Origin of the sequence: Mycobacterium sp., assembly GCF_025965855.1 — a bacterium.
Taxonomy (GTDB): domain Bacteria; phylum Actinomycetota; class Actinomycetes; order Mycobacteriales; family Mycobacteriaceae; genus Mycobacterium.
In genome coordinates this window covers 23,718-49,896 of sequence record NZ_JAOPWB010000308.1, presented here as the reverse complement: position 1 = coordinate 49,896, position 26,179 = coordinate 23,718, and the positions used below count along the sequence as shown (strand labels likewise).

Genomic DNA, 26,179 nt, shown 5'->3' with positions numbered 1-26,179 from the left:
GGCGACACCGGCAGATCGACTGTGACGTCGCGTCCGGCAAGCCGGAATCGGGGGTGCGGCTTGATCCGCACCACCAGGTAGAGATCTCCGGCCGGTCCATTGCCGCTCCCCCGGCCGCCCTCTCCGGCCAGCCGTATCCGCTGACCGTCGATGACGCCGGGGGGAATGTTGACGTCGTAGCTGCGGCCGTCCAGTGAGACCTGCCGTTTGCCGCCCCGGTAGGCCTCCTCGACGGTCAGCTCCAGCACCGCTTCCTGGTCGGCGCCCGGAATCGGCCCGAATCCGCCACCGCCGCCGAACATGTCGCCGAAAAGGTCTTCGAGGTTGATGCCGCCGCCGGCGCCGCCGAAGCCTTGGCCGTAGCGCACCCGCGCGCCGGATCGCCCTGCGCCGCCGAAGCCACCGGCCCCGGCAGCTGCTCGCTCTTCCCAGTCCTCGGGAACCTGCCGGAAGTCTTCGCCGAATCGGTCGTAGCGCGTGCGGGTGTCTGGATTCGACAACACGTGATAGGCCTCATTGACCTCCTTGAACCGGTCTTCGGCCGCTGGATCCTTGTTGACATCCGGGTGGTACTTGCGGGCCAGCGTGCGGAACGCCTGCTGGATCTGGTCGGCTGTCGCGTCCCGCGACACCCCGAGGACTTCGTAGTAGTCGCGGGCCACCCGATCTCACTCCTCGCGTCGGCTGACCACCACGGCCGCCGGCCGCAGTTGCCTCGACCCTTCGCCGTAGCCCGGTCGAAGTACTTCGACAACCATCCCTGGCGCGCTGTCCGGGTGGTCCACCACACCGACCACCTCGTGACGCTCCGGGTCAAAGGGCACCCCTGCCTCCGCATCGCGCGGATAGCCGAGCTGCTCGAGAACCTGTAGCGCTTGTTCGAGAATGCTCCGCACACCTTCGACGACCGCGTCGGACTGGTCACCAGCATGACTGATCGCCCGCTCCAGGTTGTCCACGATGGGCAGCCACGCGCCGGCCACTCTGGATCGTTCCGTTGTTCGTTCGCGGTCCAGTTCGCGGGCATACCGCTTGCGCAGGTTGTCCAGATCGGCGACGGCGCGCCGCCAGCGGTCCTCGAGCTTGGCCAGCTCCTTGTCCGAATCAGGTTGGGAGGCAGCCTCGTCTGGCGGGCTTTCGTCTACCCGGTCATCGTCTTCTTCGGTCTTGGAATGCTCTGCGGGGCTGACCATTACGGCTCACCCCCGGTCGAATTCGGCGTCGACCACGTCGTCACCGACTGGAGAGCCCCGGCCGTCGCCGGACGGTTGCCCGTTGGCGCCACCGGACGGCATGGGTTGCAGTCCGTAAAGCACTTGCTGCAGTTCGGATGTCAGGGACTGCACCCGGTCCATCGGTGCGTCTTCCTTGACGGCCTGGCGCGCGTCGGCGATCAGCATCTCGGCGCGTGCCCGGTCGTGCGGCGCCGCCGAATCGCCCAGTTCGGCGAGCCGGCGCTCCACCTGGTATGCCGCCGAGTCGAGTTCGTTACGCGCTTCGACGGCCTTGCGCAGTTGCTCGTCCTCGCGGCGGTTGGCCTCGGCCTCGGCGAGCATCCGCTCCACCTCGCTCTTATCGAGGTTGGACTGCTCGCTGATGGTGATGCCCTGCTCGGCGCCCGTATTCTTATCGCGTGCGGTGACATGCAGGATGCCGTTGGCGTCGATGTCGAAGGTGACCTCGATCTGCGGCTCACCCCTCGGTGCCGGGCGGATGTTCTCCAGCTTGAATCGACCGAGTACCCGGTTGTCCTTGGCCAGCTCCCGTTCACCCTGCAGTACAACGACATCCACTGCGGGCTGGTTGTCCGCCGCGGTGGTGAACACCTCGCTGCGCCGTGCCGGGATGGTGGTGTTGCGCTCGATGATCTTGGTCATCAGCCCGCCGGCGGTCTCCACACCCAGCGACAACGGTGTGACGTCGAGCAGCAAGACGTCGGAGACCTCGCCCTTGAGCACACCGGCCTGGATCGCGGCGCCGAGCGCGACGACCTCGTCGGGGTTCACGCTCATGTTGGGATCCTTGCCGCCGGTGAGCCGGCGCACCAAAGCCTGGACGGCGGGAATCCGGGTGGAACCGCCCACCAGGATCACCTCGTCGACGTCGTTCGCGCTCACCTTGGCATCGGTCATCGCCTGCTTGACCGGGCCCATCGTTCGCTCGACCAGGTCGGCGGTGAGGTCCTCGAACTTCGATCGCATGATCGTGGTGGTCAAATGCTTCGGTCCGCTGGCGTCTGCGGTGATGAACGGCAGATTGACCTGGGTCTGCGCCACCGACGACAGTTCGACCTTGGCCTTCTCGGCCGCCTCGAAAAGCCGCTGCAGCGCCTGCGGATCTTTCCGCAAATCGATATTGTTCTCACGCTGGAACTCATCGGCGAGGTAGTCGACGAGCCGGCGGTCGAAGTCATCGCCACCAAGGTGCGAATCACCGGCCGTGGCGCGGACCTCGACTACCCCATCACCCACGTCGAGCAGGCTGACGTCGAACGTGCCGCCGCCGAGGTCGAAGACGAGCACCGTCTCGTGCCCCTTCTTGTCCAGCCCGTAGGCCAGTGCCGCGGCCGTAGGCTCGTTGATGATGCGCAGCACGTCGAGGCCGGCGATCCGGCCGGCATCCTTGGTGGCGTTGCGTTGGGCGTCGTTGAAATAGGCCGGAACGGTGATCACCGCTTCCTTGACCCGCTCGCCGAGGAACTTGCCGGCGTCGTCGACGAGTTTGCGCAGTACCAGCGCGCTGATCTCCTCAGGCGAATACTTCTTGCCGCGTACTTCGAACCGGGCGGCACCACCCTCCCCCTCGACAACGTCGAAGCTGACCGCCTTGGCTTCTTCCGATATCTCGTCGAAGCGGCGGCCGATGAATCGCTTCGCCGAATAGATGGTGCCCTTTGGGTTCATGATCGACTGACGCCTGGCCAGTTGCCCGACGAGGCGCTCGCCGCTTTCGGTGAACGCCACCACCGAAGGCGTGGTACGCGCCCCTTCGGCGTTGGGGATCACGATCGGTTCCCCGCCCTGCCAGGCGGCGATCACCGAGTTGGTTGTCCCCAGATCGATGCCTACCGCTGTTGCCATCGTCTATTCCCTTCGGTTGTCGCTGGAGAGGATTTGCAGGGCACGATCGGCTACCTCGACGTCGGCGACGACGTCGTAGTACTTGGGCAGCAGTCCGCTGACGGAGTGGAAATCGCGGCGACCGCCCTGCAGCGCGTGGAGCAGCAGGCCAACCAGAGCGCCGACGATGGCACCGAAGATCAGGCCGTAGCAGGCCAGCAGCACGGCGGAGATCAATGGTGCGATCCAGTTGAACAGCCCGAAGATCCAGCCGATCAGTGCGCCGACCAGGGCGCCCGAGCCGGCACCGCGCAGCGCCGCCCCGCCGTAATTCAGCCGGCCCAGGACATGTTCCACATACTCCAGATCGCGGCCCACGATGGCCACCCGGTTCACCTCGAATCGCTGATCGGACAGGTAATCGACCGCGCGTTCGGCGTCCGCGTAGTTGTTGAAGGTGGCGATCACCTGGCGAGCGGGCTCGTTGGGCCGAACCGCCGAAGTCGCCACTGTCGAATGCTCAGCCACCACTCCTCCTACGCCTGCCCGCCGCACACATCACAGCCATGACTTCTCCTAGGTTGCGAAGGTGTTTCCGGAAGCGCCCACAACCGCTCGCCGTGGCGCACGCGCCAAAACGCGCGTCGTAATTCGCTCCCAAACAAGGAGTCTGGCAATCAGCAGCGACTATCGCGTGCGCCCGGACAGCCGAAAATCTCGGCTCCGATTCGTCCTGGCAGTACCACGATTGGAACAGGGGTCGGTACCACGCACGGGGCGGATACTGCTGGACCGCGAACCGGTTCGGATCTCCAACGGTGGGTATGCATCGCTAGTAGCGCATCAGCAGACACTCCGACGTGGCCCGAGGGGGAGTAGGTCAGCACGGCCACTTCAACATGAAGGGCGAATCGGATAGCCACGAGGACGCACCATGCAAGCCGGACAGGTTTCACCAGGGAGTTTGGCCGTTCTTTCGCGCGTCGCGATTAGTGATTGCGACATCGGCGAAATCTTCCAGGATGCGACGGCCGCCGTTGGCAACATAACGCCCTGTCAGGTGGAGGCCAGTTACCGGTTCGTGGACGGTGGATTCGTTCGCTTTCCACCCTCCCAACCCGAACATCCCGAAATCGAACGGCACCTTCGCGAGTCCGGCTGCGATGGGCAGGTCGACGTACAAGGCGGACGGTGGGGGTGGGCGCTTCCGCTGAGTCACCGAAGCATCGTTAAGGGTTGCCTGGTGCTTAGTGCCATCAGTGCACCGCCGGAAAATCAGTTCCTGTTGCTGACAATCCTTGCCCAGCAAGCCGGCGCCGCCTTGGCGTACGTCGCAATGCACGAGCGCGACATCGGTTACGCCGGGCAGCTGGCAAAGGCGAACACCGATCTACAGGAAACGAATCGCGAGCTCGCCACCACGGTTTTGCGGTTGCAACGGCAAACGAACATGCACGAGGTTCTGAGCGCGGCGGTGGCGGGGGGGATGGGCGAGCAGGGCATCGTGGATGCGCTGTACGACCTGACGGCATTGCCGGTGGGACTCGAGGACAGGTTCGGCAACCTGCGCTGCTGGGCCGGACCTGGTCAACTCCACCCCTACCCCAAACAGACAACGAACGAGCGCGAGCTATTGCTGCACGAGCTGGCGGCACAGAACGGTCCAGCGCGGATCGGGGGCCGGGTGCTCATGCTCGTGCAGCCCCGGGCCGAGATCCTCGGGGTCTTGGCCTTGCAGGACCCGGACAATACGGTGACCGAGGACAGCCTGTTCGCCCTGCGCTACGGCACCACGGTGTTAGCGTTGGAGCTTTCCCACGAGCGAAATCTCGCCGAGATGGAGCTCAATCTGCGCCGCGAGTTGGTCGACGATCTGTTGGCGGGCACCGACCGGGTCGGGGCCTACGCTCGTGCCGATGCGCTGGGCCATGATCTGCGGCGCCCGCATTATGTGGTGGTGGTGCAAACCGCCGGTCGCACAGACAGCGCGCTGGCAACCGCCGCCGGGCGCGCTGCGACCGCGTTGCGTCTGAACTACCTGCAAGGACGCCACGGGGGCCTGGTTGTTCTGCTCACCGACGGACGCCCGGACCCGCGGGCGTTGCACCGTGCAATCAGTGCAGGCCTCGACCGCACGACCAGCGCGATCGGCATCGGCACCCGTTGCGAAGTGCCCGATGACTTGCCGCGGTCCTTCATCGAGGCGCGTCGCGCGCTGAACATCCAGCTGCGCTCGGCCAATCCGGAAGGCGCAGCGGCGTTCGACGAACTTGGTTTCTATCGCCTCATCGACGCCGCCCACGGCGGCGGCACGGTCGAAGCGTTCGTGCGCGAATGGCTGGGCACACTCCTGGACTACGACGAGGGCAGGAACTCCGAACTGGTCCTGACCCTCAGCGATTATCTGGAATGCGGCGGAAGCTATGACGAATCCGCGGCCGCACTACACATTCATCGCAGCACGCTGCGCTACCGCCTGGCGCGCATCGCTGAACTTACCGGCCACGACCTCCGCAAGGTCGATACCCGGTTCAATCTCCACGCCGCGACACGGGCGTGGCGATTCCTCAATCCCGGTGGCTGACCGGCAGCGCGGCGCAACGGGCGTCTAGGGGGAGCCGTCGCCTGACTCACTCACTGTGATCTTGCTTGACTTGGTGCTTTCCGCCTTCGGCACCTGAACCTTCAGGACGCCATGCGCCAACGATGCCTCGATGTCGCCGTCCCGCAGGTTGCCCGGCAACGTGACACGAAACTCGAACTTACCGACCCTGCGTGTGCGGCGGCGGAACAAGCCCTCGCGCTTGCGCTCCTTCACCTCGCCGGTCACCACCAACTCGTTTCCGTTCAGCGCGACATCGACGTCTTCGCGCCGCACCCCCGGGAGCTCGACCTCGACGATATAGGCGCTATCGGTCTCGACGATATCGGCCGCGGGCAACCAGGCCCCGTCATCCGTGAGTCCACCGAACACCGACTGCGCAAGCCGATCCATCTCGGTGTAGAGATTCTCGAACTCGCGCAACGGGCTCCACCTCTCCGCCTGGCCAGCGGAACGCTGCAGTGGCAAAGTCATGTCATTTCCCCTCTCCGTTGATCAGCGGTTGTCGTCAAAGAATGCCTCAACGGTGCGGCCGAACGCCTCGCACTGTGGAGACGATTTGAGCCCCGCGACTTCACTCGCCCGGGTCAGTCACGAGAAGTGAGGGACCGCCGGACATCAGAACACCAGCCGAAATAGCGTGAACACCCGATTCCAATGCTCAGTCGACGGGTTGGACACCGTTGGGTCCACCACGCGAAACGAACGGGCCAGCGCGATGCTCAACCCGCCGAAGAGCTCCAGCAACACCCCTTCGGTGTCCTCGCTAAAAGTCACGTCCGCCGGTGGACGTCGCAGCACCTGGCGCAGCAGCTCACGGATCTCCTCGGCCTCCTCGAACTTGTCGAATTCGCGCATTCGCTCCTGGACGCCCTTGGTGATCGGAAGGTCCTGAGCCACAATCACGTCACGCCCGTTCCACTTGGCCGCGTCGCGCCCCGCGATAGCAATGTCATCGATCTGCTCGTCGACGAACTCCCGGAAGCGACGGACGTCGTTTTTGTCCATCTTGATGCTTGCGACCGAGCGAAAAAACCGTTCAAACACCGGAATACCCGACGGATGGGTCACTCGATACCTCCGCTCCAAGGTCCACACCGGCCCGAGCAGGCCAACGCTCAACGTTGGCATTGTCGTCGATGACACCGAACCGGACCCGCAGGCGCAATCTCGCCGGGCCGGTTAGGCCTACCAGGTCGAGAGGCACAGGGAACGCACGTCGGATGATGTAGCGGACAGCCGCTTGCGCGCGCACATCCTGTTCCGGCGCGCTTATCCTCGGCGGTGTCTTCTATCCGCGTCCTAGCCCGGCTCACCCCGGCGCTACCGGCGACCGGGGGCGATTTGTAGCCGTATTCGAGGCGACCGCAGCGGCAACGGTCAATTCAACTGTGTTACAGGCGAGTCGGTATTGGCGGGGGAGTGGGAAAAGGAGCCTCGGCGGCAGCGAAATCGGCGGCGCACCGGAATCGGCAATGGCCCCGGGGCTCATCCGTACTCCCCGGCAGTCGGGTGGTTGTTCGACTCGCTTATGTTGTGGGCGTGGCAGCTCGCGCCGTCCTGGTTACCCCGCTGTCGGGGCCGCTGGCCAGATTCGGGAAAGCAGGGGCCAGCGCCCTTGCTCTCTGGGCCCACCGTTCCGGAGTAAGTCTGGAGGTCATCGACGCTTACCCCTCGGCGGCGTCCGCGATGCGGGCCGCCGAGGTTTGCGGGCCCGACGTGGTGTTCGGGCCCTACGGTTCGGGGCCCGCGCTCGCGGCCGTGGCCGCCAGCAAGGGCGTCGTCTGGAACCACGGTGGCGCAGCCGCCCGGCTGGCGCGGCCGGCGTATCCGCGTGTCGTCAACATTGAGTCTCCCGCCAACCGCTATCTGGCCGCTGTGCTCGAAACGGTTGTGGCCGAAGGTCTTGGTGAGGGGTCGGAGGTGGTAATAATGCATGTCGACACGGGGTTCGGCCGCGAGGTGGCAGAAGGGGCGGCGAAGGCGGCGCGGCAACTTGGTCTGCGGCGGCGGTCGGTCACTTTTCGGCCAGGCCGGGCGAGAGACGTGCTGGCCCAAGTCCCGGCGGGCGATGTGCTGTTATCGGCCGGTTCCTTCGACGATGACGTCGCCATCGCGCAATGGGGCAGCGAACGCCGTTGGCGAGCAGTTGGATTGGTCGCCGCGGGTGTCGATGAGCTCCGGCATGCCATCGGTGATCTCGTTGAGCGGCTCTACGGACCGTGCCAGTGGTTCGACGACGGGACAGATCACCCCGCGGACGGGCCGAACAGCGAGTGGTTCAGCCAGTGTTACCGGGACGCGAACGGTGCTGAGCCGCCCTATCCGGCTGCTGCGGCATTCGCCGCGGGTGTCGTTTGGCAGCGCTGCGTGAAGGAAGCCGGCACTGTTGAATCCGTGCAGGTGCTGGCCGCGTCACAACGACTCGATACCACGACCCTCTTCGGTCGGTTTCGTGTCGACCCCGTCACCGGCGTGCAAACCGGCCATCAGATACGCGTCGTTCAGTGGCGAGACGGACAGCGGGTGCTGGTTGATCGGCCGCATGGTCGGACCTGAGCGTCGAAGTCCACATCACCTCGTGCATTGTCGACGTGTCGGCGGGCGCGCCTCAGCCAGCTAACACCGCCCTGCCGCATCTCGCCCCCCGGCGTCAGAGGGCGGTTTGTAGCCGTACCGCGGTGGTAGTGGCACCGTACCTGTAACAGCCAATTGTGCTGCGCTACAGGCGATTTGAGCCGTCACCGCTAACCGCTTCCGCTGGTCGCCGAGAGCTGGCCAGGGACTCATAATCCGTACTCGCAGAGCGCCGATGCCCGCGTCCAAAACAGTCCTCGAACTCCGATGCGACCGCAACGGCGATGCTTGGGTCAGCCGCCGGCTCACGACCAACGGCGTGGTCATCCCTATGCTTACTCCCGCGCGGGCGGGATGGTTCAAAGAGAGTCCGCGCCGCGTGACCTCACATCAGATCCATAACCATCACAGAGGCTGCGGCTAACACCCAACGGCAAACATATATGTGATGACAACAACCATCGAGAGGGTGTACCGAACGGCGTGAAATCAAGCCAACCGACCCGCTCGGTGTTGATAAATCCTTGGATGCAGGTGATTTCGCGGGGGCGGTGACCATCGCGATGCTCGCGCCATCGACCGGTGCTCGCGTGCGACCGGCGCGAGCTGTCTGCGCACCTCTGCAGGAAGGAGTAAACCGGTGCTCGCAATGCGGGATCACAACGTTGAGGACTATGCGACGTTAGGCGACATGGATACCACCGACGTCGCTGTGTTGGACGAGGCTGACCGCGCCTGTCTTGAGCAGTTGGGCCAGTATCTCGTGTCGACCGATACCTGGCAGCGATTCGCGATCTGGCTGCTTCACAAGCACTTTGAACCGGCCGCTGGAGAGGTCTTTGCGGAAAGCGTCATCCCTGCGCCGCGCGGAACCCAAACCACGCCTGTCGAGCGAACCGGGCAAGGTTTGAACGCGACCTCGATGCGTTTCGACCCCGACGTCAGCTCTGGTGTCGGCGTCATCGTCATGGAGTTCGCCGATCCAGCCGAGTTCGGCTCCACCTCATCGGTGAGTCCCGATGACGAGGCCGTGTTGGCCGGTATCTCCGAGCGGCTGCAAGCCTACGGCAAAACCGAGCGATTCGGCGTGCCGCTGATCCGCAATCCGCTCGGTCTTGGTGACAACGAAGTGCTTGTCGAAACCTGCGACATCGCACACCGGACCCTGCACTGCAGCGTCGGTGAGCGTGACGGCGACCGCGCCGCCAACGCTGTCGAAACAAGTTGGCAATGGAGCCCAAGCCTGAGCAAGACTCGGCCCAGACCGATTCAGAAATGCGCGAGTCTATGTTGGCCGATCGACGATTCTCACTTTGATGGGCACCAGCCGGTCCCATAGGTGATGCGCTGGCAGTTCGACCTCGCCATCGAGGTCCAAAATCAGATCAAGCAAGTTAGATGGTCGATCCCGCCAGGGCTGATAGCCACCCAGGCAGCACGGCTTCGAAATAAACCGCGTACCCGTTGGTAGTTCGTTCGGCACAACCGCGTCGCGCGCTGGACCAAAAAGGAGACGGCCGGGTGCCGGCTCGCGCAACCGACCAGGGAAGATTTCTGACGGCGTTGTGAGTTCATATGGTCTGAGCATCCGTCCGTTACAGGAACGAGGCACCACCCATGACCGGAGATTTGCCTGATACTGCCTTAGAGCTGCGTTCGCTGGTGACATCTGGTGGCACGCTCGAACTCTCGCTGCACGAAGTTGCGGTTCCAGCCCCCCGTGCCAATGAGGTTCTGGTGCGTGTGGAAGCCTCGCCGATCAACCCGTCAGACTTAGGCCTTCTCATCGCAAGCGCGGACATGGCTACCGCGACGGTCGCGGGCACGCCCGAGCGTCCCATCGTCACCGCCTCGGTCGGCGAGGCCGCCCTAGGGCCGCTTTCGGCGCGACTCGATAAATCGCTTCCGGTGGGTAACGAGGGCGCAGGCACCGTGGTGGCCGCGGGGTCATCCGCAGCAGCCCAGGCCCTCGTGGGAAAAACGGTGGCGATTGCGGGCGGTGCGATGTACTCGCAATACCGAGCGGTCGACGCGTCGGCATGCCTGGTCCTGCCCGACGGGGCCACAGCGCGGGATGGGGCATCGTCGTTCGTCAATCCGATGACGGCACTCGGTATGACCGAAACCATGCGCCGCGAAGGACATTCCGGCCTGCTGCACACCGCCGCGGCGTCGAACCTCGGCCAGATGCTGGTCAAGCTCTGCCAGAAAGACGGGATACCGCTGGTCAATATCGTTCGCAAACCCGAGCAAGAGGAGTTGCTCAGGTCGCTCGGCGCAACCTATGTCCTCAACTCGGCATCGCCGTCTTTCGCGACAGATCTCGTCGAGGCTCTCAAATCGACCACCGCGACGCTCGCCTTTGATGCCACGGGTGGTGGAACGCTGGCAAGCCAGATCCTCAACGGTATGGAGGAAGCGGCCAACGCGACCGCGGCGCAGTACTCGCGCTACGGATCGAACATCCACAAGCAGGTGTACATCTACGGCGCACTCGACACCGGTCCGACGGTACTCACCAGGAACTTCGGGATGGCTTGGGGCGTCGGGGGATGGCTGCTCACCCCATTTCTTCAGGGCGCAGGGGCCGAGACGTTCGGCCGGCTGCGGGCGCGGGTGGCCGCGGAGCTCACCACGACGTTCGCCAGTAGCTACACCCGGGAGGTTTCACTCGTCGGCATGCTCGATCCCGATGCGTTCAACGAATACGTCAAACGAGCGACCGGAGAGAAGTTCCTCGTGACTCCCCACGCCCGCCCCTAACTGCACGTGCGGCCCTCCGCCGTCGTCGAGTGGCGCGGCTTTCGCCGAGCGAGTGACGGGATTTGAACCCGTGTATACGGCTTTGCAGGCCGCTGCCTAGCCACTCAGCCACACCCGCACGAACCGCTAGCGTGCCAGCGCGGGCCGCTGCAGCCCAGTGTTTCGCTCGGCTTGATCATTTCGGTCTAGCGGCGCGCTGTGGAAACAGCCCGCATACTCTGAGGTGATTTTCTCGAGACTGCGCGCCCGGTCAAACGCGGTTGCGCGCCGGCGAAAACCGCTCAAGCTGCACGGGCGGCCCGTCTGCTGACGGCGCCGGCACCAGTCCAGCGACACCGTCGATCACGCTAATGACTGCCCGGCTGCGCCGATCAACGTTCAAAGTGCCGTGTTGAAAATTCTGGACAACCCACTCGGGTTCCTGGATTTCGGCGCTGGTCGGCAGCCCCAGCGCGCTGTGTTCGTAGCCGAGGGTGCCCCACGCGGCGTAGATGGCGCCGGTGACGGGCTGGGCCGCGCTGGCCAGTGACCAGTACATCGCCCCTTTGTCGAAGATGACGTAGCGCGTGGCTCCCGCCCCTTGCGATTCCGGCGACGTCGGTGCGCCCAGTGCGCTATCGATGCCGCCCATCGCCTGCCACCGGTCATAGATAGCACTACCTTGTAGCGACTGCGCCAGATCCTGGGCGCTGGGGCGATTGTTGAATCGCGCGGCAATGTCGCGAATCTGGTTCATCAAGGCATATCCGAGGTTGCCGGGGCAATCAGTATCGCTGACGTCGCGGTGGGCAAAAATGCACGACAGGCTCGCGGCGGCGCCTCGGGGGAAACGGGTGTAGGGGCCCCCGTCCGATGTCAACGCGACGGTGCCCTTCGGGTCGATGCCATCCATGGACAGCCGCCACCCGAGCAGGCGCCCGACGGTGTGCACCTGAACTGGCGTGGGGCCCACCGTGTCGAACTCGCCGATCATGCACACCGCCCACGTATTGCGGTTGAACCCGCCAGTGTGGGTGCCCTGAACCGATCTGGTCATCCCGCCGAATCGTCCCTCGAATACCTGACCGTACTTGTCGACCAGGGCGTTATAGGCGATGTCCGACCAGCCCAGGGTGCGGGTGTGGTAGTCGTAGATCGACCGCACAATTGCCGCCGAATCCTGCTGCGCGTAATCATTTACGCCGGCGGTATGGTGCACGATGCCGGCCTTGATTCCGTTGTCGTACGTCGGTGCTCGGCTGCGAATCGACTCGTCGGCGCCCCACTGGGCGCGACTGATGATATTGGGCGCCTGCCCGGGCGTTTCGACCGCCGCAACCAAGACCGGATCCGCCCTCGCGCTCGGGGGTTGGGCCAGCCCTGATGCGGCGGTGCCCAAACCCAGCATAATTGGTGCGGCCGCAACGTATTTGAGGACATTACGGCGCGAAACAGACGGTGACGTTGAGCACCCACACCAATTAGGCATTGGCAACACGGTAACCCGCGGTAACACTATTCATAACGCGACCCGCCGCAGCCGAATACGGTTGAATACGGCGGGTTCGTAATGCTGCCAACAGGGTTCAGCCCACATGAATCAACGCGAGTCTGTGGCCGGGCAGCCTGGACCGAGATGACCCGCGTCGACCCGGAATATCCCGATCGGTCCTTGCCCATCGCTTCGAACGCGGTGGTGGCACGCCCAAGCCACCGGTGCCGTCAGGCGTGCCGAACTCCGCAGAAACGCGACCGCTGACCCGAGCCGGAGACTATCCACTAACGTGCGAAAGGGATTTGCCGATCAGTGACCCATGAGACCGGTCAGGCATGCCGACTGGGGGCTCGCAATCATAAGTCATCTGTGAAGTGATGCATGCCGGGGCAAGCGTTGCCGGCAGGCAGCTCCTGGGATTTGCTTCCAGTCCGCACACAGTCCGCAGAGCACCCAATAGCAGCCGCTGTCGACCATTGCCCGTTGGCGGCGCGGATGGATCGGCTCCACCTCGAGACCGGACGCGAAGTGCCGCCCGTGGACTACATCCTCGAAGTGGTGTGCCAACGCAATGCCGAACCGGTGATCCGGTCCAAGCCCATCGAGGCAGTCAGCGCACCCGGCTTCGTGCTGAAATCGCTCGCCCGGCGAGACGCCGACGCACCAAACGGGGTGGTCTTCAACGCCGAGGTGGCGGCCGCCGAGCGGCAAGACGTAAGGCTGGAGAGCGCGGTTCGGACGCGCTGCCCGACGGGGTCGTGGGGAGTAGATTTGGGGCGTCGTGAGTCAGGGTTGGCCGCGTCGGCGACTGCCTTGCAGCTTCGAGCAAGGGGAGCAGCCATGTCGGATGGCACCACAAACCTTGGCCTGGAATCAACGGGTGGGGTGGTGGCCCCGAAGCTGCCGGGCGGGCGACGCTGCCGTGTCCGTCCACGCCGTCAGCCAGCATCGCTGGCCGCATGCTGCAGGAGTCCACGTACGCCCAGCGTGTCACTCCATCTCGGTTGCACGACGATTCGCCGAATATCGTGATCGTGCTGATCGACGACGCCGGCCCAGGACTGCCGACCACCTCGGCGGCGAGGTGCGCACGGCGACGATGGATCGGATCTGCGCCGAAGGCGTTAGCTACAACCGATTTCACACCACCGCGATGTGTTCGCCGACGCGTGCATCGCTGCTGACCCGACGCAATCATTCACGAGATTGGCAACGGGCAGATCGCCGAGGTGACGAACGGCTGGGACGGCTACGCCGGGAGGATTCCGCGCAGCAGCGCGCACTGATTTGGTTATCAGCCACTGCGCTACTACCAGGATCGGCGCCGCGGACGACGGTCAATCGGAACTCGGTCTAACTAGTGGCCGGCCAGTTCGTGTGCTACCGCGTCGAATGCGCGCAGCGTGTCTAACAGCGTCTGCGGGCCCGCAGAGTCCGGCTGGGTGGACAACTTGGCGGCGACCACCTGCGCGGCGCGGTTGATGTAGATCAGCTGGCCGCACATGCCCTGGCACAAGACGACGTTGTTGCCCGGGCAGGGAAACCACACTTGGTTGCGGTACATGCCGCCGGGCATCTGATTGTCGTCGGGGCTGGCGGCGAACGCCTGACGCGAGTCGGGACCGCCGTCGAGAGTGTCGACAATCCACGCCGCCGGCACCACTTGCCGACCGGTCAACGAGACACCGTCGCGCACGAAGAGCGACCCGAAACGGATCATGTCGGTAAGGCAGGCGCTGATGCCGCCATCGAAGAATCCACTGCCGACCGCGTCCACGCCGATGGTTGCGTCGCATTGGGCACCGATGCGGCTCCACAGCAATTCCGACATCAGCTCGGCCATCCGCTGGCCGCCTGCGACCTCGCAGATCCAGCCGAGTACGTCGGTTTCGCACGAGCGATATTCGAACGGGCCGCCGTGAGGCGATTTCTGTTGCAAGGTCAGCAAGAAGTCACGCAACGTGGAGGGGACGTTCGGACTGCTCCTGGGCGCCCACCCGATCGCCTGGTCGAGGACGTGTATCTCCGCGGTCGGGTGGAGGTAATTGTCTGAGAAGGCGATGCCCGACCTCATGTCCAGCAACTGGCGCACCGTCGCACCGGCGTAGCCGCAGTTCACCAGGGCGGGAACGAAAGTCGTGACCGGCGCGCCGAGGTCGATCGCACCGGCCCCGTGCAGCGCGCCAACCACCGCAGCCACAAGCGACTTGCTCACCGAGAACAGCAGGTGCCGCGTCCGGGGCCCCAAGTCGTCGACGTACTCCTCGGCCACCATCGAACCGCGGTGCGCGACAGCCCACCCGTCCGTCGCGGTGGTCGCCATCACCGCGCCAACAGTGGTGGCCGCGCCGTCAGTGCCGGTCACCGGGATCTCGGCGATCGGAGCGCTGGCTGCGGGCAACGCGGCGGTCGGTCCGGTCCCGCGCGAGATCACCGCGGTCGGCACGAAGTCTTCGACGTGCTGGAATGACCAACGCGAATATGGCTCCGACAGCCAGTTTTCCAGTGAGATGCCGGCCGGGACGCGGCCAGGTTCGCCGCGGCTACTCACGCTCGAGCGACGAGCCGCGAGACGATCGGCGTGGCCGGCGCCAGTGGTGTCGAGGCGAACTTCGCCTTGATGCCTTTGACCCAGCGACGGCAGCGCTCGGTGAGTTGGTAGTCGTCGGTCTGCAGGTGCCCGCGGGTGACGAGCACGCCGAGTTGCGCGCCCTCGCAGCGTAAGTCGCCGGGCGCCGCGACCCGCATGTAAAAGGCCTCGGACCCGTCGAGCAGTGTGGCCCAGTCGTTGGCAGGCCGCGCAAACGAAACCCGACCGTCGTCGTCGATGCGCCACACACCGGTGCGTGGCGTCGCGGTGAATATCTCGACATCTTGTGAGGTCTCACTGATTATCAGCTGACCCCAGACCTCGTCCTCGCCATAGCCCCGCTCCCAGCGCGAATTGATCTCGTCGATGTCGAGTTCGTAGTCCACGTCCATGTACTCGAGCAGGTGGAAGAGGAACAGCGGCATGTCGGCGTAGGCCTCGGTGGTCAAGTTCGTCATCGGGCTGGCGCCGCTCAGGCGGGGGTTCACCTCGCCGAGATAGAGCTCGTCGGAGTCCAGGTCATGCAAGAGGTCCACCTCGAAGTAGCCGCGGTACCCCTCGCGGCTCAGGATGCCGCCCAGCTTTCGCACGATCTCGCGGGCGACGCGGGTCTGCGCGGGCGGCAGCACCTCGCGCCAGATGTCATTGCCGCACCAGCCGCCCTTGCGCGGCGTCAGCTCCGGATAACCGACGAGACTCGTCATCGCCGGGCCGATCACGGTGCCGTGGCGGGTGACCGTGCCCTCGAGGCACACCTCGACATTGCGGATGCGCTTCATCGCTTTGACATCCTGGCCGGCCAGGTCACCAGCGTGATCGTCCCAGTCGCGCTGGCCGCGCACGAAGAACACCGCGCTGCCGGCGTCGCCATAAGCCGCCACGACGACGAGGTCATCTCCCAGTCCGGCGCTCTGCGCCAGCGATTGCAACTCGTCGTAGGAGCCGACCCGCCCGATCGCGTGCGGCACGCTCGGCACACCCGCCTCGTCGGCCAGGCGTGTCATGACGATCTTGGAGCCCAGCCGATGGCGCAACTCGACCGGAGGGTGCATGACCTCCAGCCCAGCCTGGCGCGCGAGGGCCTGCGTCTCCTCGTCCATCATGACGAAGCAGGCCTTGCCGCCGGGCCCTCGGCCCGCGATGAACTCGAGTGTCTCGGGATCACGCAGGAGGTGGTTGCACACATCCCCCATGGACCCGAAATCAATGCGGTCGCGCCGCCGGGGCACAAACACGCGCGAGTGTGTGCCCTCGAAAGACTCAAAGTAGGTCAGGTAAAAGAAGTTTCGTACCCAGCGGTCGATGCCTAGCAGGTTGAACGGGGTCGGCGAGATGAAGTACAGCGGCACGGCGTTGGTGTGAAAGAACGCGCGTACGTCCGAGATGCCGTTCAGCTGGCGATGCGGCTGGGGCTCCGGCCCGCCGGCGGGCACCATCACGCCAGCCGCGTTGACGTCGACGCGTGGGCCCGCCGCAGCGACCACGACGGGCGCAGGAGCGCTACGGTCAGCGCGACGGCGGTGAGCTCACATACCTCCATGCCACAAGTCTGCACCTGCCCATCCCCGTGCGGAAGCATGGAACGCGGCGCGCGCCGGCGGGGGTTTCGGGCGGTTGCGCCGCTGGACTTCTTGGAGCCTGTCGACCCCGGCGCGTTCTACAAGAAGCTGCTCCGACCCGCCTTGGCGGCTGTCGGGCTACCGGCAAGCCGCCCAGCCACGAGAGAGCCCGCCCCACGACTCAAATAGCAGCTCAACGGCACTTCATCTGTAGCCTGGTAGGCGATTCGGGCAGCGTCTCCAGCCCTTACCCATACGGATATCCGCTACTCACTGACCACCTCCAAAAGCGGTCGGCGCATTGCACAAGGCGCGAGATTGGATCGATCGCGTCCGAAACTGTAGGAAAACCCCTGATGCGCCGAGGGTGGCCAGCTCAATAGTCTCGGAGCCCGACGTTGTCCGTTATTGCGCGCAACAACGTCCGTCTGGTCGGAGTTGCCTGCGTACACGACCCGCATCGGAAGGACTTTGGACATGAGCCATCCAGCGAGCATATTGAAAGCTACGACAGCAACAACGACGTTGGTCGCACTTACCGCACTGCATTGGCTAGTCCGGCTTCGGCGACAACTTACACCAAACACCTCGCGGTGGATTGCCCGCAGCCGTACAGCCAGACTTACACCGAGGCAAGGTATCACCGTGGGCGATAGCACGACCCCGTACTACGTCAGGTTCACGGTGACGCCTACGCGTGCGCTCCGGGCGAGGCACACATATTCGTCGACGGGGCCGACGAGGGCCATTCCCGAGTACAGCCACGACAGCCTGCGCAGTTCTTCAGGGTTCCGCAGGGTCCGGGGAATAGTCACACGGTCGAAGTGCAGATGGACGGAGTTCTAGGGGGCTGCAACAAGGGCGCAATGAGTGGATGGTCCGGCACCCTTGAGGTCCCGACCAACGTAGACAAGGGCATCTAACGGATGCGCTTGTCTACGTTGGTCGGTTCCAGCTAGTAGCGTCCAATCCTGAAATCGATTGTCGCACAAGAAGATATCGGCGTTATTGAAAATCCATGAGGATCGCCGTGTGCGAGTCGTTTGGTCGCGGGTTCGAGCCCCCGCCGCCCCACGTTAGAGGCTGTACGACCTCGATGCTTGACGGTGGTTTCGGTTGATCCTTGAGACTCCTTCGATGATTGAGTCGAGCGTGGCTGAGTTAGGCGCGAGGCCCTCCTACTAGCCCGCCGCGTGGGCCAGATCGATGGCGTACTGATTCACGAAGGTGCCCGCCGGCGGACCGCCGTTGTCGCATGTGCCGTCGGATTCACCGGGACGTTTGATCCACAAGTAGGCGTCGGCATGCGCGCCCGCGGTGGCCGCGGTAGGCGGAGTGCCCAGTCCGCGGCCGCGGGGGTTGCACCAGTTGAGGCCGGAGTCGGGCGCCGGTCCGGTGCCGTTGCGCGACGTGTCGATCACGTAGTGCGAACCGTTCGTGAGTCCCGAAATCGCCTCCCCGTAACTGATTTCGTCCCCGGTGGTGAAGAAGTTCGCGGTGTTGAGGCTAAAACCCCGTGCACGGGCCACGTCGACCTTGTTGAGCCTGGCGGCCATGTCCTCGGCACTATGCCAGCGCAAGTGACCACCGTCGACGTACACGGCCGTGGCCGGACTGCGCGTCAGCGTGTCGACGGCATAGCGAATCAAGTCGTAGCGTTCTTGGCGCTGGTCGGCCGACAGGCAGTCGGCCATGGCGAGGGCGTCGGGTTCGAGGATGATCGCCGTCCGCGAAGCGCCCACGCCGGATGCGATGCCGTCGATCCACGCGCGGTAGTCGTCGGCCGTCGCCATGCCACCCGCAGCGAAGCTGCCACAGTCGCGGTGCGGGATTCCATAGATCGCCAGAACCGGGATGGCGCCAGCAGCCGCCGAGTCACCGGTGTACTTCGCGACCGTCGCTGCGGAAGGGCCCGGGACGATCCAGTACGCCTGCGGCGTGTTGGCGATGGCGGTCAACTCGGGACTCGGCGGATCGGCATGCTGCGCGGCACGCATAGCTGCCGAGTTGGGATTGACGTAGAAGGGCATGCCGGCCAACGGATTGGCGTCATCGGCCAAGCGCACCGTGGGGGCGGGACCGATGTGCACCGGGTTGGTTAGAAGGCCAACGGCCGCAACCGTGAGCAAGGGGGCGATCCACCGCGCGACTGCACCAGCAGCTGAGAACATCACCCCAGGAAATTAGCCGGTCCAGAACATTGAGCGCTAATCGCCTACCGCAGGTGAGGGCGCGGGGTCGTCCTGCCTCGCGTTGTGGCTTACGCAACCGCCCGGTCGCGGCCGGCAGCGGGCTAAATTACCCGTATGCGCGTTGTTCGCCTCTTCGGCGTAGTCCCGACGATTCTCATAGCGGGGTTGCTGCTGGCAACCCCCGTCGGCGCGCAACCGCCGTCCAAGCTAACGGATCACATCACTGACAGCACCGGGGTGTTGACGGATTCCGGTCGGGCGGCGGTCAGCTCGGCAATCGACCGGCTTTACCGCGATCAGCACATTCAACTGTGGGTGGTCTACGTCGACAACTTCTCCAGGTTCAAACCCGACAACTGGGCCGACCGAACCCGCAGCGCCAGCCAGATGGGCGACTACGACGCGCTGCTGGCTGTGGCAACGAACACCAAGCTGTACTCGTTCACCGTGCCGCCGAATCTGCAGGGTCTCACAGCCGCCGAGTTGAACAGTCTGCGGAGCAACAAAATTGAACCAACGGTGGGCGCCAAAGACTGGAGCGGTGCCGCGGTCGCCGCGGCTGACGGGTTGAACAAATCGCCAAGCTCGTCAAAGCGGATCTGGCTGCTGATCGCGATCGGCGTCATCGTCGGCGTGGTTGTAGTCGTGGTGGTTCTCGTGCTCTATCGTGCGCGCCGCCGCCGCGCCGCGCGGCGGGTCGGCCCCAGCGATGGGCAGGTGAACATCGAAGGGCTCGATCATTCGTTGGGACAGGCATTGTCCACCGCGGACGCCAGATTGCACCAGATCTCCGACTACGTCGCCAGGCATCGCGAGAGCGTCGGCGCCGAGGCCCAGACCCGGTTCGAAGAGGCGAAACGGCATTTGGCAGCGGCGCACGGCAAGGAAACAACAAACGACACCGAAGCAATTGCCCATGCCAACAGGGCATCGACGCTGGCCGCTGAGGCACAAACGCTGGCAAACGCCGACGTGGTGGCGGCGCACCGCTCACGACGACGTCGAGGCACCGCATCTACCCGTTGATCGGCGGGATCACCACTTGTCACGGAGGCGGCGGTTACGTAACCGCGCCCCCGCAGCCGCCGGGTGGGGCGAGCGGTGGGAGCGGGCTGCCGTTGTCGATCACGCAATCCATACGCATCCTCACGACGGGTGCATTAATGACGTGCCAATAGCTGCCGTCCGGGTAGCGTTCACCGTCGCAGTATCCGGGCTGGCCTAATAGAAGGTTGCCGGAGCCGCCGCCCATGCACCAGAACATAATCGGGTCGGGGATTTTGGGGTCTGCCACCTTGCTGAAGTCGTAGTCGGCGCGTGCCGTTGTGTTGGTCGACAATAACGCCGTCGCAGCGCCAAGCGTTGCCAGTGTCAATTTGATGGTGTGCTTCATTTCCTCACCTCGTTGTTTGTTGGCGTTCCTCGCGCTACGTGTAGGTAGGCGGTCTGGATCGACCGCTTGGTGGCACTCGTCGCCCTTGGTTTCGAATTCTGCCTGCTTTTGGCACCTCCATGACCCTGTACAGGCCACCGAGCTGCTGGCGATGGTGGTTGTGCTCGCCGTCGGTATCGCATACCCGCGAGCCGCGCCCGCGGCAGCGGGTACGGTCGGAGTGATTTATGCCGTGGCGACCGGGCTTGAGGCATTTCACGGCACCGACCTGGTGGGCGTGGTCCCGGTCGACATGCGCGACCGCGTCGTTCACCCGCTGCTGGCAGGCCTCGCCTTGTTCTGCGTGCTGCTGGGACAACGCCGCAGCGCCGACGCGCAGTCGTCGGATCGCTGACCGACCTGCTGGGCGAGCGTGGCAGGCGCGTCAACGTCATGAGTGCCGCCGCGACGAGCACACGGGGGGCGAATTGTAGCCATGCACACCGATTTTCGACGTGGGCAGCGCCTCGAGATGCCGAGTCGGTCCGGGCATGTATGGACCGCCGTTTACGTTGACCCCGACGCGACGGGATGGTTGGCGGGAGACGCCGCAGGCCGCGGTTTCAGGACCAGGCTCGCCATGACTGCGACGACACCAATCCCGACGCAGATCCACAATGCAGAGTGGTAACTCGCCTGGGTGCCCTCTGCGACAACCATTCCGGCCCAGGCGAATCCGAGGGAGCCGCCGATACCGTAGGAGGCATTGCTGATCCCGGGCAGCGATCCCGGCTCGTCCTCGGGTGCCTGAAGGACGCCCAGCGCGCTCATCGGGGTGAGTGCGACAGCCAGCGATACCCCGAACACCGCCATGAGCACGATGACGACCACCTTGTCGAGCGCGAACACCGCGAGCAGTGCGGTGACGGCCACGGCAGCGACCAGCCCCGCCCGCAATACGGTCGCGTAACCGATCTTGGCGGCGAGCCGTCCGATCGGTGGTGCCACGACCAATTGGGCCAGCGCGCCGGGAGTGATGAACAGCAACGCCGTTAGCTGCCCGCTGGCGGCGAAGCCGATGCGGTCGTTCTCGGCGATGGACGGGATGATGTAGCTGAGCACCACCATGAACGACCCGAAGACCAGGATGGTCACGGCAATCAACGGCCACGCGTAGCGCGTACCCATCTGATCGATGTGGATCAGTGGTGTCGCCATTCGTTTCTCGACCATGACGAGTCCCACGCAGGCCGCAATGGCCGTGGCGATACACACAAGCATGAGTGGCGACGCCCAGCCCATGCGGTCCCCGTTGGAGAAGTACAGATTGAGCCCGGCGACCGTCAGCGCAATCAGGACGGCGCCCCCCCAGTCCATCCGGCCCGAGCTCGTGCGATCGCGCTCGTCCGCAGGTACCGCCAGCCAGCAGAGCGCCGCGGCGACGATACCGACCACCAGGGTCAAAACGAAGATAGAGCGATATCCGAAATGGTTGACCATGAAGCCGGCGAGCAGCGCGTCGACGCCGGCCACCCCGGCATTGATCGCCGAAATCACACCACAGCAGACGCCGAATGCCGGGCCGCTAAGGTGTTCGCGCATGATCAGGAAGGCCAGGCCGTAGGTGATGTTGGCGCATCCCTGCAGGACCCGGCCCACCATCACCACCGGCAGCGACGTGCCCAGGATGCACAACAACGTCCCGATGCAGACCAAGAACAGGATCCCGACTAGAACACGCTTGCGGCCGATGAAGTCGCTCCAGCGGATGAGTACCACGTTGGCGATCGCCCCGGCGAGGTAGAAGTAGGCGGACATCGACGCGTACGCGTGCGGCCCGAGATGGGTGTTGATATCGCGGATCGCCGGACCGAGCATGGTGGCGTTGAGCATGAACGACATCACGGACAAGGCCAAAGCGGCCACCATGAATACGGTCTGACCCCGCGACAACGAGCTAATGCCATCGTCTTTCGTCGTCGTTGCCTCTGGGCTTTCGCTAACCACGATCGCACCCCTCGCCTGGCTTTCACCGTCGAGCCCGAATGCCTCGGCCGGCATGTGGAAAGCGTTGCGCACGTGGGCCGAGGACCAAATCGACCATATCGACTCAGCCCAACTCACGGACCACGTTTGACGCATCCGCTTGCGTTTGCGCCAGAGGCCGCGCACCGGTGTCTGCCGTTGTCGGCCCGCTGATCCCGACGCAAGTCGTGTTAGCCCGGTGAAACCTGTTCTTGGGTGGCCACTTCGAGCCAGCCGAGCGTGTCTTACCGCGTCTGATGCTCAGGACGGCCAAAACCGCGGGTACCAGCAGGGCAGCGCTTATCGCGAGGATCAGCTTGCATATGCTGATTGTCCTTGCACTGCTTGGTATTTAGACCTACACGCGGCTGGCGTATATGCTCAGTGCGCCCGTCGGATACCCGGCGCGCCCATATTTGGTTTACCGCAGCTGAGGCCCGCAAAGCCATTCAGTAACCGCTATGCGAGAGCCTGGGCCGCGCCCGAACCCCGTCCGCGCGTAGCCGCTCGGTAGAGAGCAATCCGACAGCTAACTCACAGCGCTCAAGGGCCCGTTTGTGAGCGGCTTGTAGCACGCAGGTCATCGCGGGCAAGTTTTGGCGCAACAACACTTTCGTACCGTGGCCGCATGCCGCTAATGACGCGCCAACACAGCATCGATGACTGGGACGCCGAAGACGTCGACGCCTGGAACAACGGCGGAGCGAAGATCGCGCGCCGCAACCTGATCTGGTCCATCTTCGCCGAGCACGTCGGGTTTTCGGTCTGGTCGATCTGGTCGGTGATGATTTTGTTCATGCCGCAGAACGTCTACCACATCGATGCCGCCGGAAAGTTCTTTCTCGTCGCGATGCCGACGCTCGTCGGAGCGATCCTGCGCCTGCCCTACACGTTCGCGACCGCAACGTTCGGGGGCCGAAACTGGACAGTGTTCTCCGCGCTGGTGCTCGTGGTCCCAACGGTGTTGACGCTGTACTTCATGGCCCATCCCGGCACGTCCTACACAACGTTCATGGTCGTGGCGGCGACCGCCGGGTTTGGCGGGGGCAACTTCGCGTCGTCGATGACCAACATCAATGCCTTCTATCCGCAGCGGCTCAAGGGGTGGGCGCTGGGCCTCAATGCCGGTGGCGGAAACATCGGCGTCGCGGTGATCCAGGTCGTCGGGCTGCTGGTGATCGCTACTGCGGGCAACCGTTCCCCGCACTGGGTGTGCGCGGTGTATTTGGTACTCCTGTCGGTCGCCGCGGTCGGTGCCGCGCTGTTCATGGACAATCTGACCAACCAGCGCACCAATGGCCGCTCGATGATCGACGTGATGGCATATCGCGACTCGTGGCTGATCGCGGTGCTGTACATCGGCACGTTCGGATCGTTCATCGGCTTCTCGTTCGCATTCGGCCAGGTGCTTCAAATCAGCTTTCTGGCCGACCTCAGTCACGGCGCCAAGGTGACTCCGGCGATGACGGCTCAGGCGGCGCTGCACGCCGCGCAGATCGCGTTCATCGGGCCTTTGCTGGGCTCGATCGTGCGGCCGGTCGGCGGTTGGCTGTCCGATCGCATCGGCGGCAGCAGTGTCACGCTGTACACGTTTGCGACGATGATTGCCGCGGCCGGGTGGCTGGTGGTGTTCGGTGAGATGGGCGACGCCAGGCACGGCGCCGTATCGGGCGGCATTCTGGTTGCCTACGTGGTCGGGTTCGTCGCGCTGTTCGTCCTGTCGGGAATCGGCAATGGGTCGGTGTACAAGATGATCCCGTCGATCTTCGACGCGAAGGCGCAAAGCATCGACGGCTTTAGCCAGGCCGAGAAGGCCGACTGGTCGCGTCGGATGTCGGGTGCGCTGATCGGGATCGCCGGGGCCATCGGCGCGCTCGGCGGCGTTGGCATCAACATCGTGCTGCGGGCGTCATACGTGTCGCCCGCGAAGTCCGCGACGACGGCGTTCTGGGTCTTCCTTGGCTTCTACGTGTTGTGCGCGGTGATCACCTGGTTCGCCTACGTGCGCACGCCCGGCGCGACGCGCGCTGCGAAGACCGCTGTGGCCGCAGAAGCACTTGCGCCGGCGGCGTGATACTGGCGCCGTTCATCGGCAATGGTTGGGAATCAACGGGAATCGAGGCCTCGCCCTGGCGACTGGGGGAGAGTCGATCAGGTGGCTGGCTTCAGGCGCCGGCGGCGCGGCGAGCTGCGATCAGGACAGGGTTGTCTGATTCGGCCCACACGATCTCGAAGTAGTTGCCCTCCGGATCGCACAGGTAGGCCGAGCGGCCGGTGAAGAAGTCCGCGTCGACGGGTTCCTTGGTTATGCGAGCACCGGCATTGCGCATGTGCTCTGTCAGCCGGTCGACCTCGTCGGCGGTGTCGACGTTTAGGCCGATGGTGAAGCGGATTCCTCCGGTGCCCGGCTCAGGTTCGGTGTGTCCATCGCGGGCGAGCTGCGCGAGCGGGAATAGCGCGAGGACGATGCCGCGAAGTTCAAATGCCACGAACTCGCCGTCGTCCATGATCAGCGGCCAGCCGAGCGCGCGGTAGAAGTCCCTGAGCGTAGGGAGATCGCGGGCACCAAGAGTGATCAAATTGGCCAGGGGCGCGGATGCATTCATGGCGCTGAGTATCCCCCCGGCTTCCGACATTGGAGGAACGGACGATTCGATGCGCGTTGGTCATCGAGCTGCAGTCGCGAAACACCGCTCGACTACCTGGCCGCAACCGTCTAAGCGGCGGCCTGTACCCACCCACCGACGAGCAATTCTCAAAACTAAGTGGATCAGGTCTCGCGCACTTGCAATGCCCACGCGCTTCGAAAACTAACTGCCGCAGGGCATTAGCGCCGGCTACAAGAACGGCTTGATCGGGTCCATCCAGAGCGGCGAGAGCAGCACCGGATCGGTCCAGGCCGGCCACAGCAGCGCCGGGTTCGCGCCCGGCGGCGGCCAGTTGTGGTCGTTGGCGTAGGCCCATACCTCCCACGGGTTGTCGTAGTACGACGCTGTTTCCACCAGGCTGAACCAGTCCAGGTTCGGGTGGAGCAACCAGTAGCCGGTCCCCACGAAGTAGCCGCCGACCGCCCATGCGGCGTAACTGGTTTGGAACAGCGGGCCGAAGATCCTGTTCTGCCAGACGTGGACCTCTTCGTGGTTGACCATGACGTCATTGGCACCCGGGCCGGTTCCGAGATGGGTGGTGACGTTGCCCATCGTGGTTGCAAAGCCCGGCAGTCCGATGCCGCCGCGGTAGACGTGGGAACCCACGAGCGCGCTGAAGGCGGAGTCGTAGCCGCCCGAGTTCGGCGTGAACGCATTAATGGCCTGCACGCCGTAGCCCAGCGCCGTGCCCGGAAAACCCCAGGTGTAATCCAACAGAAAGGCGGCCCAGCCGCGCCAGTCGCGAAAGTTGTAGATTCCCAACTCGCGCTGGACGAGCAGGTTCAAGTCGTTGATCGCCGCGTCGGCCACGCCTGTCCCTGCGGCACTCCCGGTGCCGATCAGAGGACGCCCCAATACCGCCTCGGTGGGTGTGTTGACCGCACCTAACAGCAACGCGCCCGCACCCTCCGCGGCCACATACGAGCCGGCCGCCGAGTTAAGAGCCTGCAGAAACTGCTGTTGAAACGCGCTGGCCCGGGCGCTGAGCGCCTGATACTGCTGCCCGTAGCCGGCGAATAACGCCGCCACAGCCTGCGACACCTCATCGGCGGCAGCCGCCGCCATCCCCGTCGTCGGAACGGCGGCCGCCAGATGCGCCGCACTCACCGATGAGCCGATGCTCTCCAAGTCCGCGGCGGCCGACGTCAACAACTCGGGGGCCACCACCAGCAGCGACACGCCCTTTCTCCTCGTCCATCGTCTATCCCTGTGCGCATGAAGCGTATTCATGTCGCGTTTCGCCAGGCGCGTTTTCGACGCATCGGTAATCGAGCTGTTGCCAAAACCTTGACAGTGTCATCGTGACAGTGTCAGTATC

23 protein-coding genes, 1 tRNA gene and 2 pseudogenes are annotated in these 26,179 nt (G+C 64.5%); 9 read left to right on the top strand and 17 right to left on the bottom strand.

Going from position 1 to position 26,179, the window contains the following annotated elements; all coding sequences use genetic code 11:
• From JWP83_RS26720 to JWP83_RS26700, 5 genes are all read right to left on the bottom strand, one after another.
• On the bottom strand, positions 1–662 hold a 662-nt coding region (locus tag JWP83_RS26720), incomplete at its 3' end, for a DnaJ domain-containing protein (protein ID WP_297737439.1).
• A 6-nt stretch (positions 663–668) separates the two neighbouring features.
• A complete protein-coding gene (locus JWP83_RS26715) occupies positions 669–1,193 on the bottom strand; it encodes a nucleotide exchange factor GrpE (protein ID WP_297737436.1) in 525 nt (174 codons plus the stop codon).
• Between the two features lie 6 nt (positions 1,194–1,199).
• Positions 1,200–3,080: a molecular chaperone DnaK gene (dnaK, locus tag JWP83_RS26710; protein WP_297737433.1), complete on the bottom strand. Its 1,881-nt coding sequence runs from the start codon at positions 3,078–3,080 to the stop codon at positions 1,200–1,202.
• 3 nt (positions 3,081–3,083) lie between these two features.
• Positions 3,084–3,587, bottom strand: coding sequence for a general stress protein (locus JWP83_RS26705; RefSeq protein WP_297737430.1), 504 nt, complete (start codon positions 3,585–3,587; stop codon positions 3,084–3,086).
• Between the two features lie 424 nt (positions 3,588–4,011).
• The gene (locus JWP83_RS26700) at positions 4,012–4,242 is read right to left on the bottom strand and encodes a hypothetical protein (protein ID WP_297737427.1); all 231 of its coding nucleotides are present in this window, start codon (positions 4,240–4,242) and stop codon (positions 4,012–4,014) included.
• A gap of 60 nt (positions 4,243–4,302) precedes the next feature.
• Here JWP83_RS26700 and JWP83_RS26695 point away from each other — a divergent pair, with 60 nt between their 5' ends.
• Complete coding sequence (locus JWP83_RS26695; RefSeq protein WP_297737423.1) at positions 4,303–5,643, top strand: helix-turn-helix domain-containing protein; 1,341 nt, start codon at positions 4,303–4,305, stop codon at positions 5,641–5,643.
• 24 nt (positions 5,644–5,667) lie between these two features.
• Here JWP83_RS26695 and JWP83_RS26690 read toward each other — a convergent pair whose 3' ends face one another.
• Complete coding sequence (locus JWP83_RS26690; RefSeq protein WP_297737420.1) at positions 5,668–6,084, bottom strand: Hsp20/alpha crystallin family protein; 417 nt, start codon at positions 6,082–6,084, stop codon at positions 5,668–5,670.
• A 195-nt stretch (positions 6,085–6,279) separates the two neighbouring features.
• Positions 6,280–6,783 carry a DUF1931 family protein gene (locus JWP83_RS26685; RefSeq protein ID WP_297737417.1) on the bottom strand — a complete coding sequence of 168 codons (504 nt, stop codon included), beginning with the start codon at positions 6,781–6,783 and terminating at the stop codon, positions 6,280–6,282.
• Between the two features lie 420 nt (positions 6,784–7,203).
• Between JWP83_RS26685 and JWP83_RS26680 the strand changes: the two genes are divergently transcribed.
• The 3 genes from JWP83_RS26680 (at position 7,204) to JWP83_RS26670 (ending at position 11,001) form a co-directional block, all read left to right on the top strand.
• Positions 7,204–8,220, top strand: coding sequence for an ABC transporter substrate-binding protein (locus JWP83_RS26680; RefSeq protein ID WP_297737414.1), 1,017 nt, complete (start codon positions 7,204–7,206; stop codon positions 8,218–8,220).
• 658 nt (positions 8,221–8,878) lie between these two features.
• Complete coding sequence (locus JWP83_RS26675; RefSeq protein ID WP_297737410.1) at positions 8,879–9,577, top strand: hypothetical protein; 699 nt, start codon at positions 8,879–8,881, stop codon at positions 9,575–9,577.
• 278 nt (positions 9,578–9,855) lie between these two features.
• Positions 9,856–11,001, top strand: a complete 1,146-nt coding sequence (locus tag JWP83_RS26670) for a zinc-binding dehydrogenase (protein ID WP_297737405.1) — start codon at positions 9,856–9,858, stop codon at positions 10,999–11,001.
• Positions 11,002–11,048: 47 nt separating this feature from the next.
• On the opposite strand, the gene JWP83_RS26665 is transcribed toward JWP83_RS26670, so the two are convergent.
• Together JWP83_RS26665 and JWP83_RS26660 are read right to left on the bottom strand one after the other, a co-directional pair.
• Positions 11,049–11,119: transfer RNA gene (locus JWP83_RS26665), tRNA-Cys, on the bottom strand.
• A gap of 132 nt (positions 11,120–11,251) precedes the next feature.
• On the bottom strand, positions 11,252–12,469 hold the full coding sequence (locus JWP83_RS26660) for an N-acetylmuramoyl-L-alanine amidase (protein WP_297737402.1): 1,218 nt from the start codon (positions 12,467–12,469) through the stop codon (positions 11,252–11,254).
• A gap of 387 nt (positions 12,470–12,856) precedes the next feature.
• Between JWP83_RS26660 and JWP83_RS31345 the strand changes: the two are divergent.
• Positions 12,857–13,201: pseudogene (locus JWP83_RS31345) on the top strand (hypothetical protein); the annotation flags it as partial.
• 114 nt (positions 13,202–13,315) lie between these two features.
• Positions 13,316–13,755: pseudogene (locus JWP83_RS26655) on the top strand (sulfatase-like hydrolase/transferase); the annotation flags it as partial.
• A gap of 77 nt (positions 13,756–13,832) precedes the next feature.
• Here JWP83_RS26655 and JWP83_RS26650 read toward each other — a convergent pair.
• The 4 genes from JWP83_RS26650 to JWP83_RS26635 all read right to left on the bottom strand — a co-directional run bounded on the left by JWP83_RS26650 (position 13,833) and on the right by JWP83_RS26635 (position 18,798).
• Positions 13,833–15,026: a serine hydrolase gene (locus JWP83_RS26650; protein WP_297737399.1), complete on the bottom strand. Its 1,194-nt coding sequence runs from the start codon at positions 15,024–15,026 to the stop codon at positions 13,833–13,835.
• On the bottom strand, positions 15,023–16,504 hold the full coding sequence (locus tag JWP83_RS26645) for a biotin carboxylase (RefSeq protein WP_297737444.1): 1,482 nt from the start codon (positions 16,502–16,504) through the stop codon (positions 15,023–15,025). Before JWP83_RS26645 ends, JWP83_RS26650 begins: the two co-directional genes overlap by 4 nt.
• A gap of 788 nt (positions 16,505–17,292) precedes the next feature.
• A complete protein-coding gene (locus tag JWP83_RS26640; protein ID WP_297737397.1) occupies positions 17,293–17,439 on the bottom strand; it encodes a hypothetical protein in 147 nt (48 codons plus the stop codon).
• Between the two features lie 366 nt (positions 17,440–17,805).
• Entirely contained in the window at positions 17,806–18,798 is a 993-nt protein-coding gene (locus JWP83_RS26635) for a glycoside hydrolase family 6 protein (protein ID WP_297737394.1), read from the bottom strand.
• A gap of 132 nt (positions 18,799–18,930) precedes the next feature.
• Here JWP83_RS26635 and JWP83_RS26630 point away from each other — a divergent pair, with 132 nt between their 5' ends.
• Entirely contained in the window at positions 18,931–19,842 is a 912-nt protein-coding gene (locus JWP83_RS26630; RefSeq protein WP_297737391.1) for a YgcG family protein, read from the top strand.
• 34 nt (positions 19,843–19,876) lie between these two features.
• On the opposite strand, the gene JWP83_RS26625 is transcribed toward JWP83_RS26630, so the two are convergent.
• A complete protein-coding gene (locus JWP83_RS26625; RefSeq protein WP_297737388.1) occupies positions 19,877–20,209 on the bottom strand; it encodes a hypothetical protein in 333 nt (110 codons plus the stop codon).
• A 151-nt stretch (positions 20,210–20,360) separates the two neighbouring features.
• On the opposite strand from JWP83_RS26625, the gene JWP83_RS26620 reads away from it, so the two are divergent.
• Positions 20,361–20,603, top strand: coding sequence for a hypothetical protein (locus JWP83_RS26620; protein WP_297737385.1), 243 nt, complete (start codon positions 20,361–20,363; stop codon positions 20,601–20,603).
• Positions 20,604–20,755: 152 nt separating this feature from the next.
• Here JWP83_RS26620 and JWP83_RS26615 read toward each other — a convergent pair whose 3' ends face one another.
• The gene (locus tag JWP83_RS26615; protein WP_297737382.1) at positions 20,756–22,249 is read right to left on the bottom strand and encodes an MFS transporter; all 1,494 of its coding nucleotides are present in this window, start codon (positions 22,247–22,249) and stop codon (positions 20,756–20,758) included.
• 592 nt (positions 22,250–22,841) lie between these two features.
• Between JWP83_RS26615 and JWP83_RS26610 the strand changes: the two genes are divergently transcribed.
• Positions 22,842–24,287 (top strand): NarK/NasA family nitrate transporter, encoded by a 1,446-nt coding sequence (locus JWP83_RS26610; protein ID WP_297737378.1) that lies wholly within the window; start codon positions 22,842–22,844, stop codon positions 24,285–24,287.
• 91 nt (positions 24,288–24,378) lie between these two features.
• Here JWP83_RS26610 and JWP83_RS26605 read toward each other — a convergent pair whose 3' ends face one another.
• Positions 24,379–24,819, bottom strand: a complete 441-nt coding sequence (locus JWP83_RS26605; RefSeq protein ID WP_297737375.1) for a VOC family protein — start codon at positions 24,817–24,819, stop codon at positions 24,379–24,381.
• 231 nt (positions 24,820–25,050) lie between these two features.
• Complete coding sequence (locus JWP83_RS26600; protein ID WP_297737371.1) at positions 25,051–26,040, bottom strand: PE family protein; 990 nt, start codon at positions 26,038–26,040, stop codon at positions 25,051–25,053.
• Positions 26,041–26,179: the final 139 nt, after the last annotated feature.

What these genes read in the sequence shown, in the direction of transcription:
- JWP83_RS26620 (WP_297737385.1), top strand. Translation starts at nt 20,361, where the DNA reads ATGGTGGTTGTGCTCGCCGTCGGTATCGCATACCCGCGAGCCGCGCCC.
- JWP83_RS26605 (WP_297737375.1), bottom strand. Translation starts at nt 24,819, where the DNA reads ATGAATGCATCCGCGCCCCTGGCCAATTTGATCACTCTTGGTGCCCGC.
- JWP83_RS26660 (WP_297737402.1), bottom strand. Translation starts at nt 12,469, where the DNA reads ATGCCTAATTGGTGTGGGTGCTCAACGTCACCGTCTGTTTCGCGCCGT.
- dnaK (WP_297737433.1), bottom strand. Translation starts at nt 3,080, where the DNA reads ATGGCAACAGCGGTAGGCATCGATCTGGGGACAACCAACTCGGTGATC.
- JWP83_RS26715 (WP_297737436.1), bottom strand. Translation starts at nt 1,193, where the DNA reads ATGGTCAGCCCCGCAGAGCATTCCAAGACCGAAGAAGACGATGACCGG.
- JWP83_RS26610 (WP_297737378.1), top strand. Translation starts at nt 22,842, where the DNA reads ATGCCGCTAATGACGCGCCAACACAGCATCGATGACTGGGACGCCGAA.
- JWP83_RS26615 (WP_297737382.1), bottom strand. Translation starts at nt 22,249, where the DNA reads ATGCCGGCCGAGGCATTCGGGCTCGACGGTGAAAGCCAGGCGAGGGGT.
- JWP83_RS26630 (WP_297737391.1), top strand. Translation starts at nt 18,931, where the DNA reads ATGCGCGTTGTTCGCCTCTTCGGCGTAGTCCCGACGATTCTCATAGCG.
- JWP83_RS26670 (WP_297737405.1), top strand. Translation starts at nt 9,856, where the DNA reads ATGACCGGAGATTTGCCTGATACTGCCTTAGAGCTGCGTTCGCTGGTG.
- JWP83_RS26625 (WP_297737388.1), bottom strand. Translation starts at nt 20,209, where the DNA reads ATGAAGCACACCATCAAATTGACACTGGCAACGCTTGGCGCTGCGACG.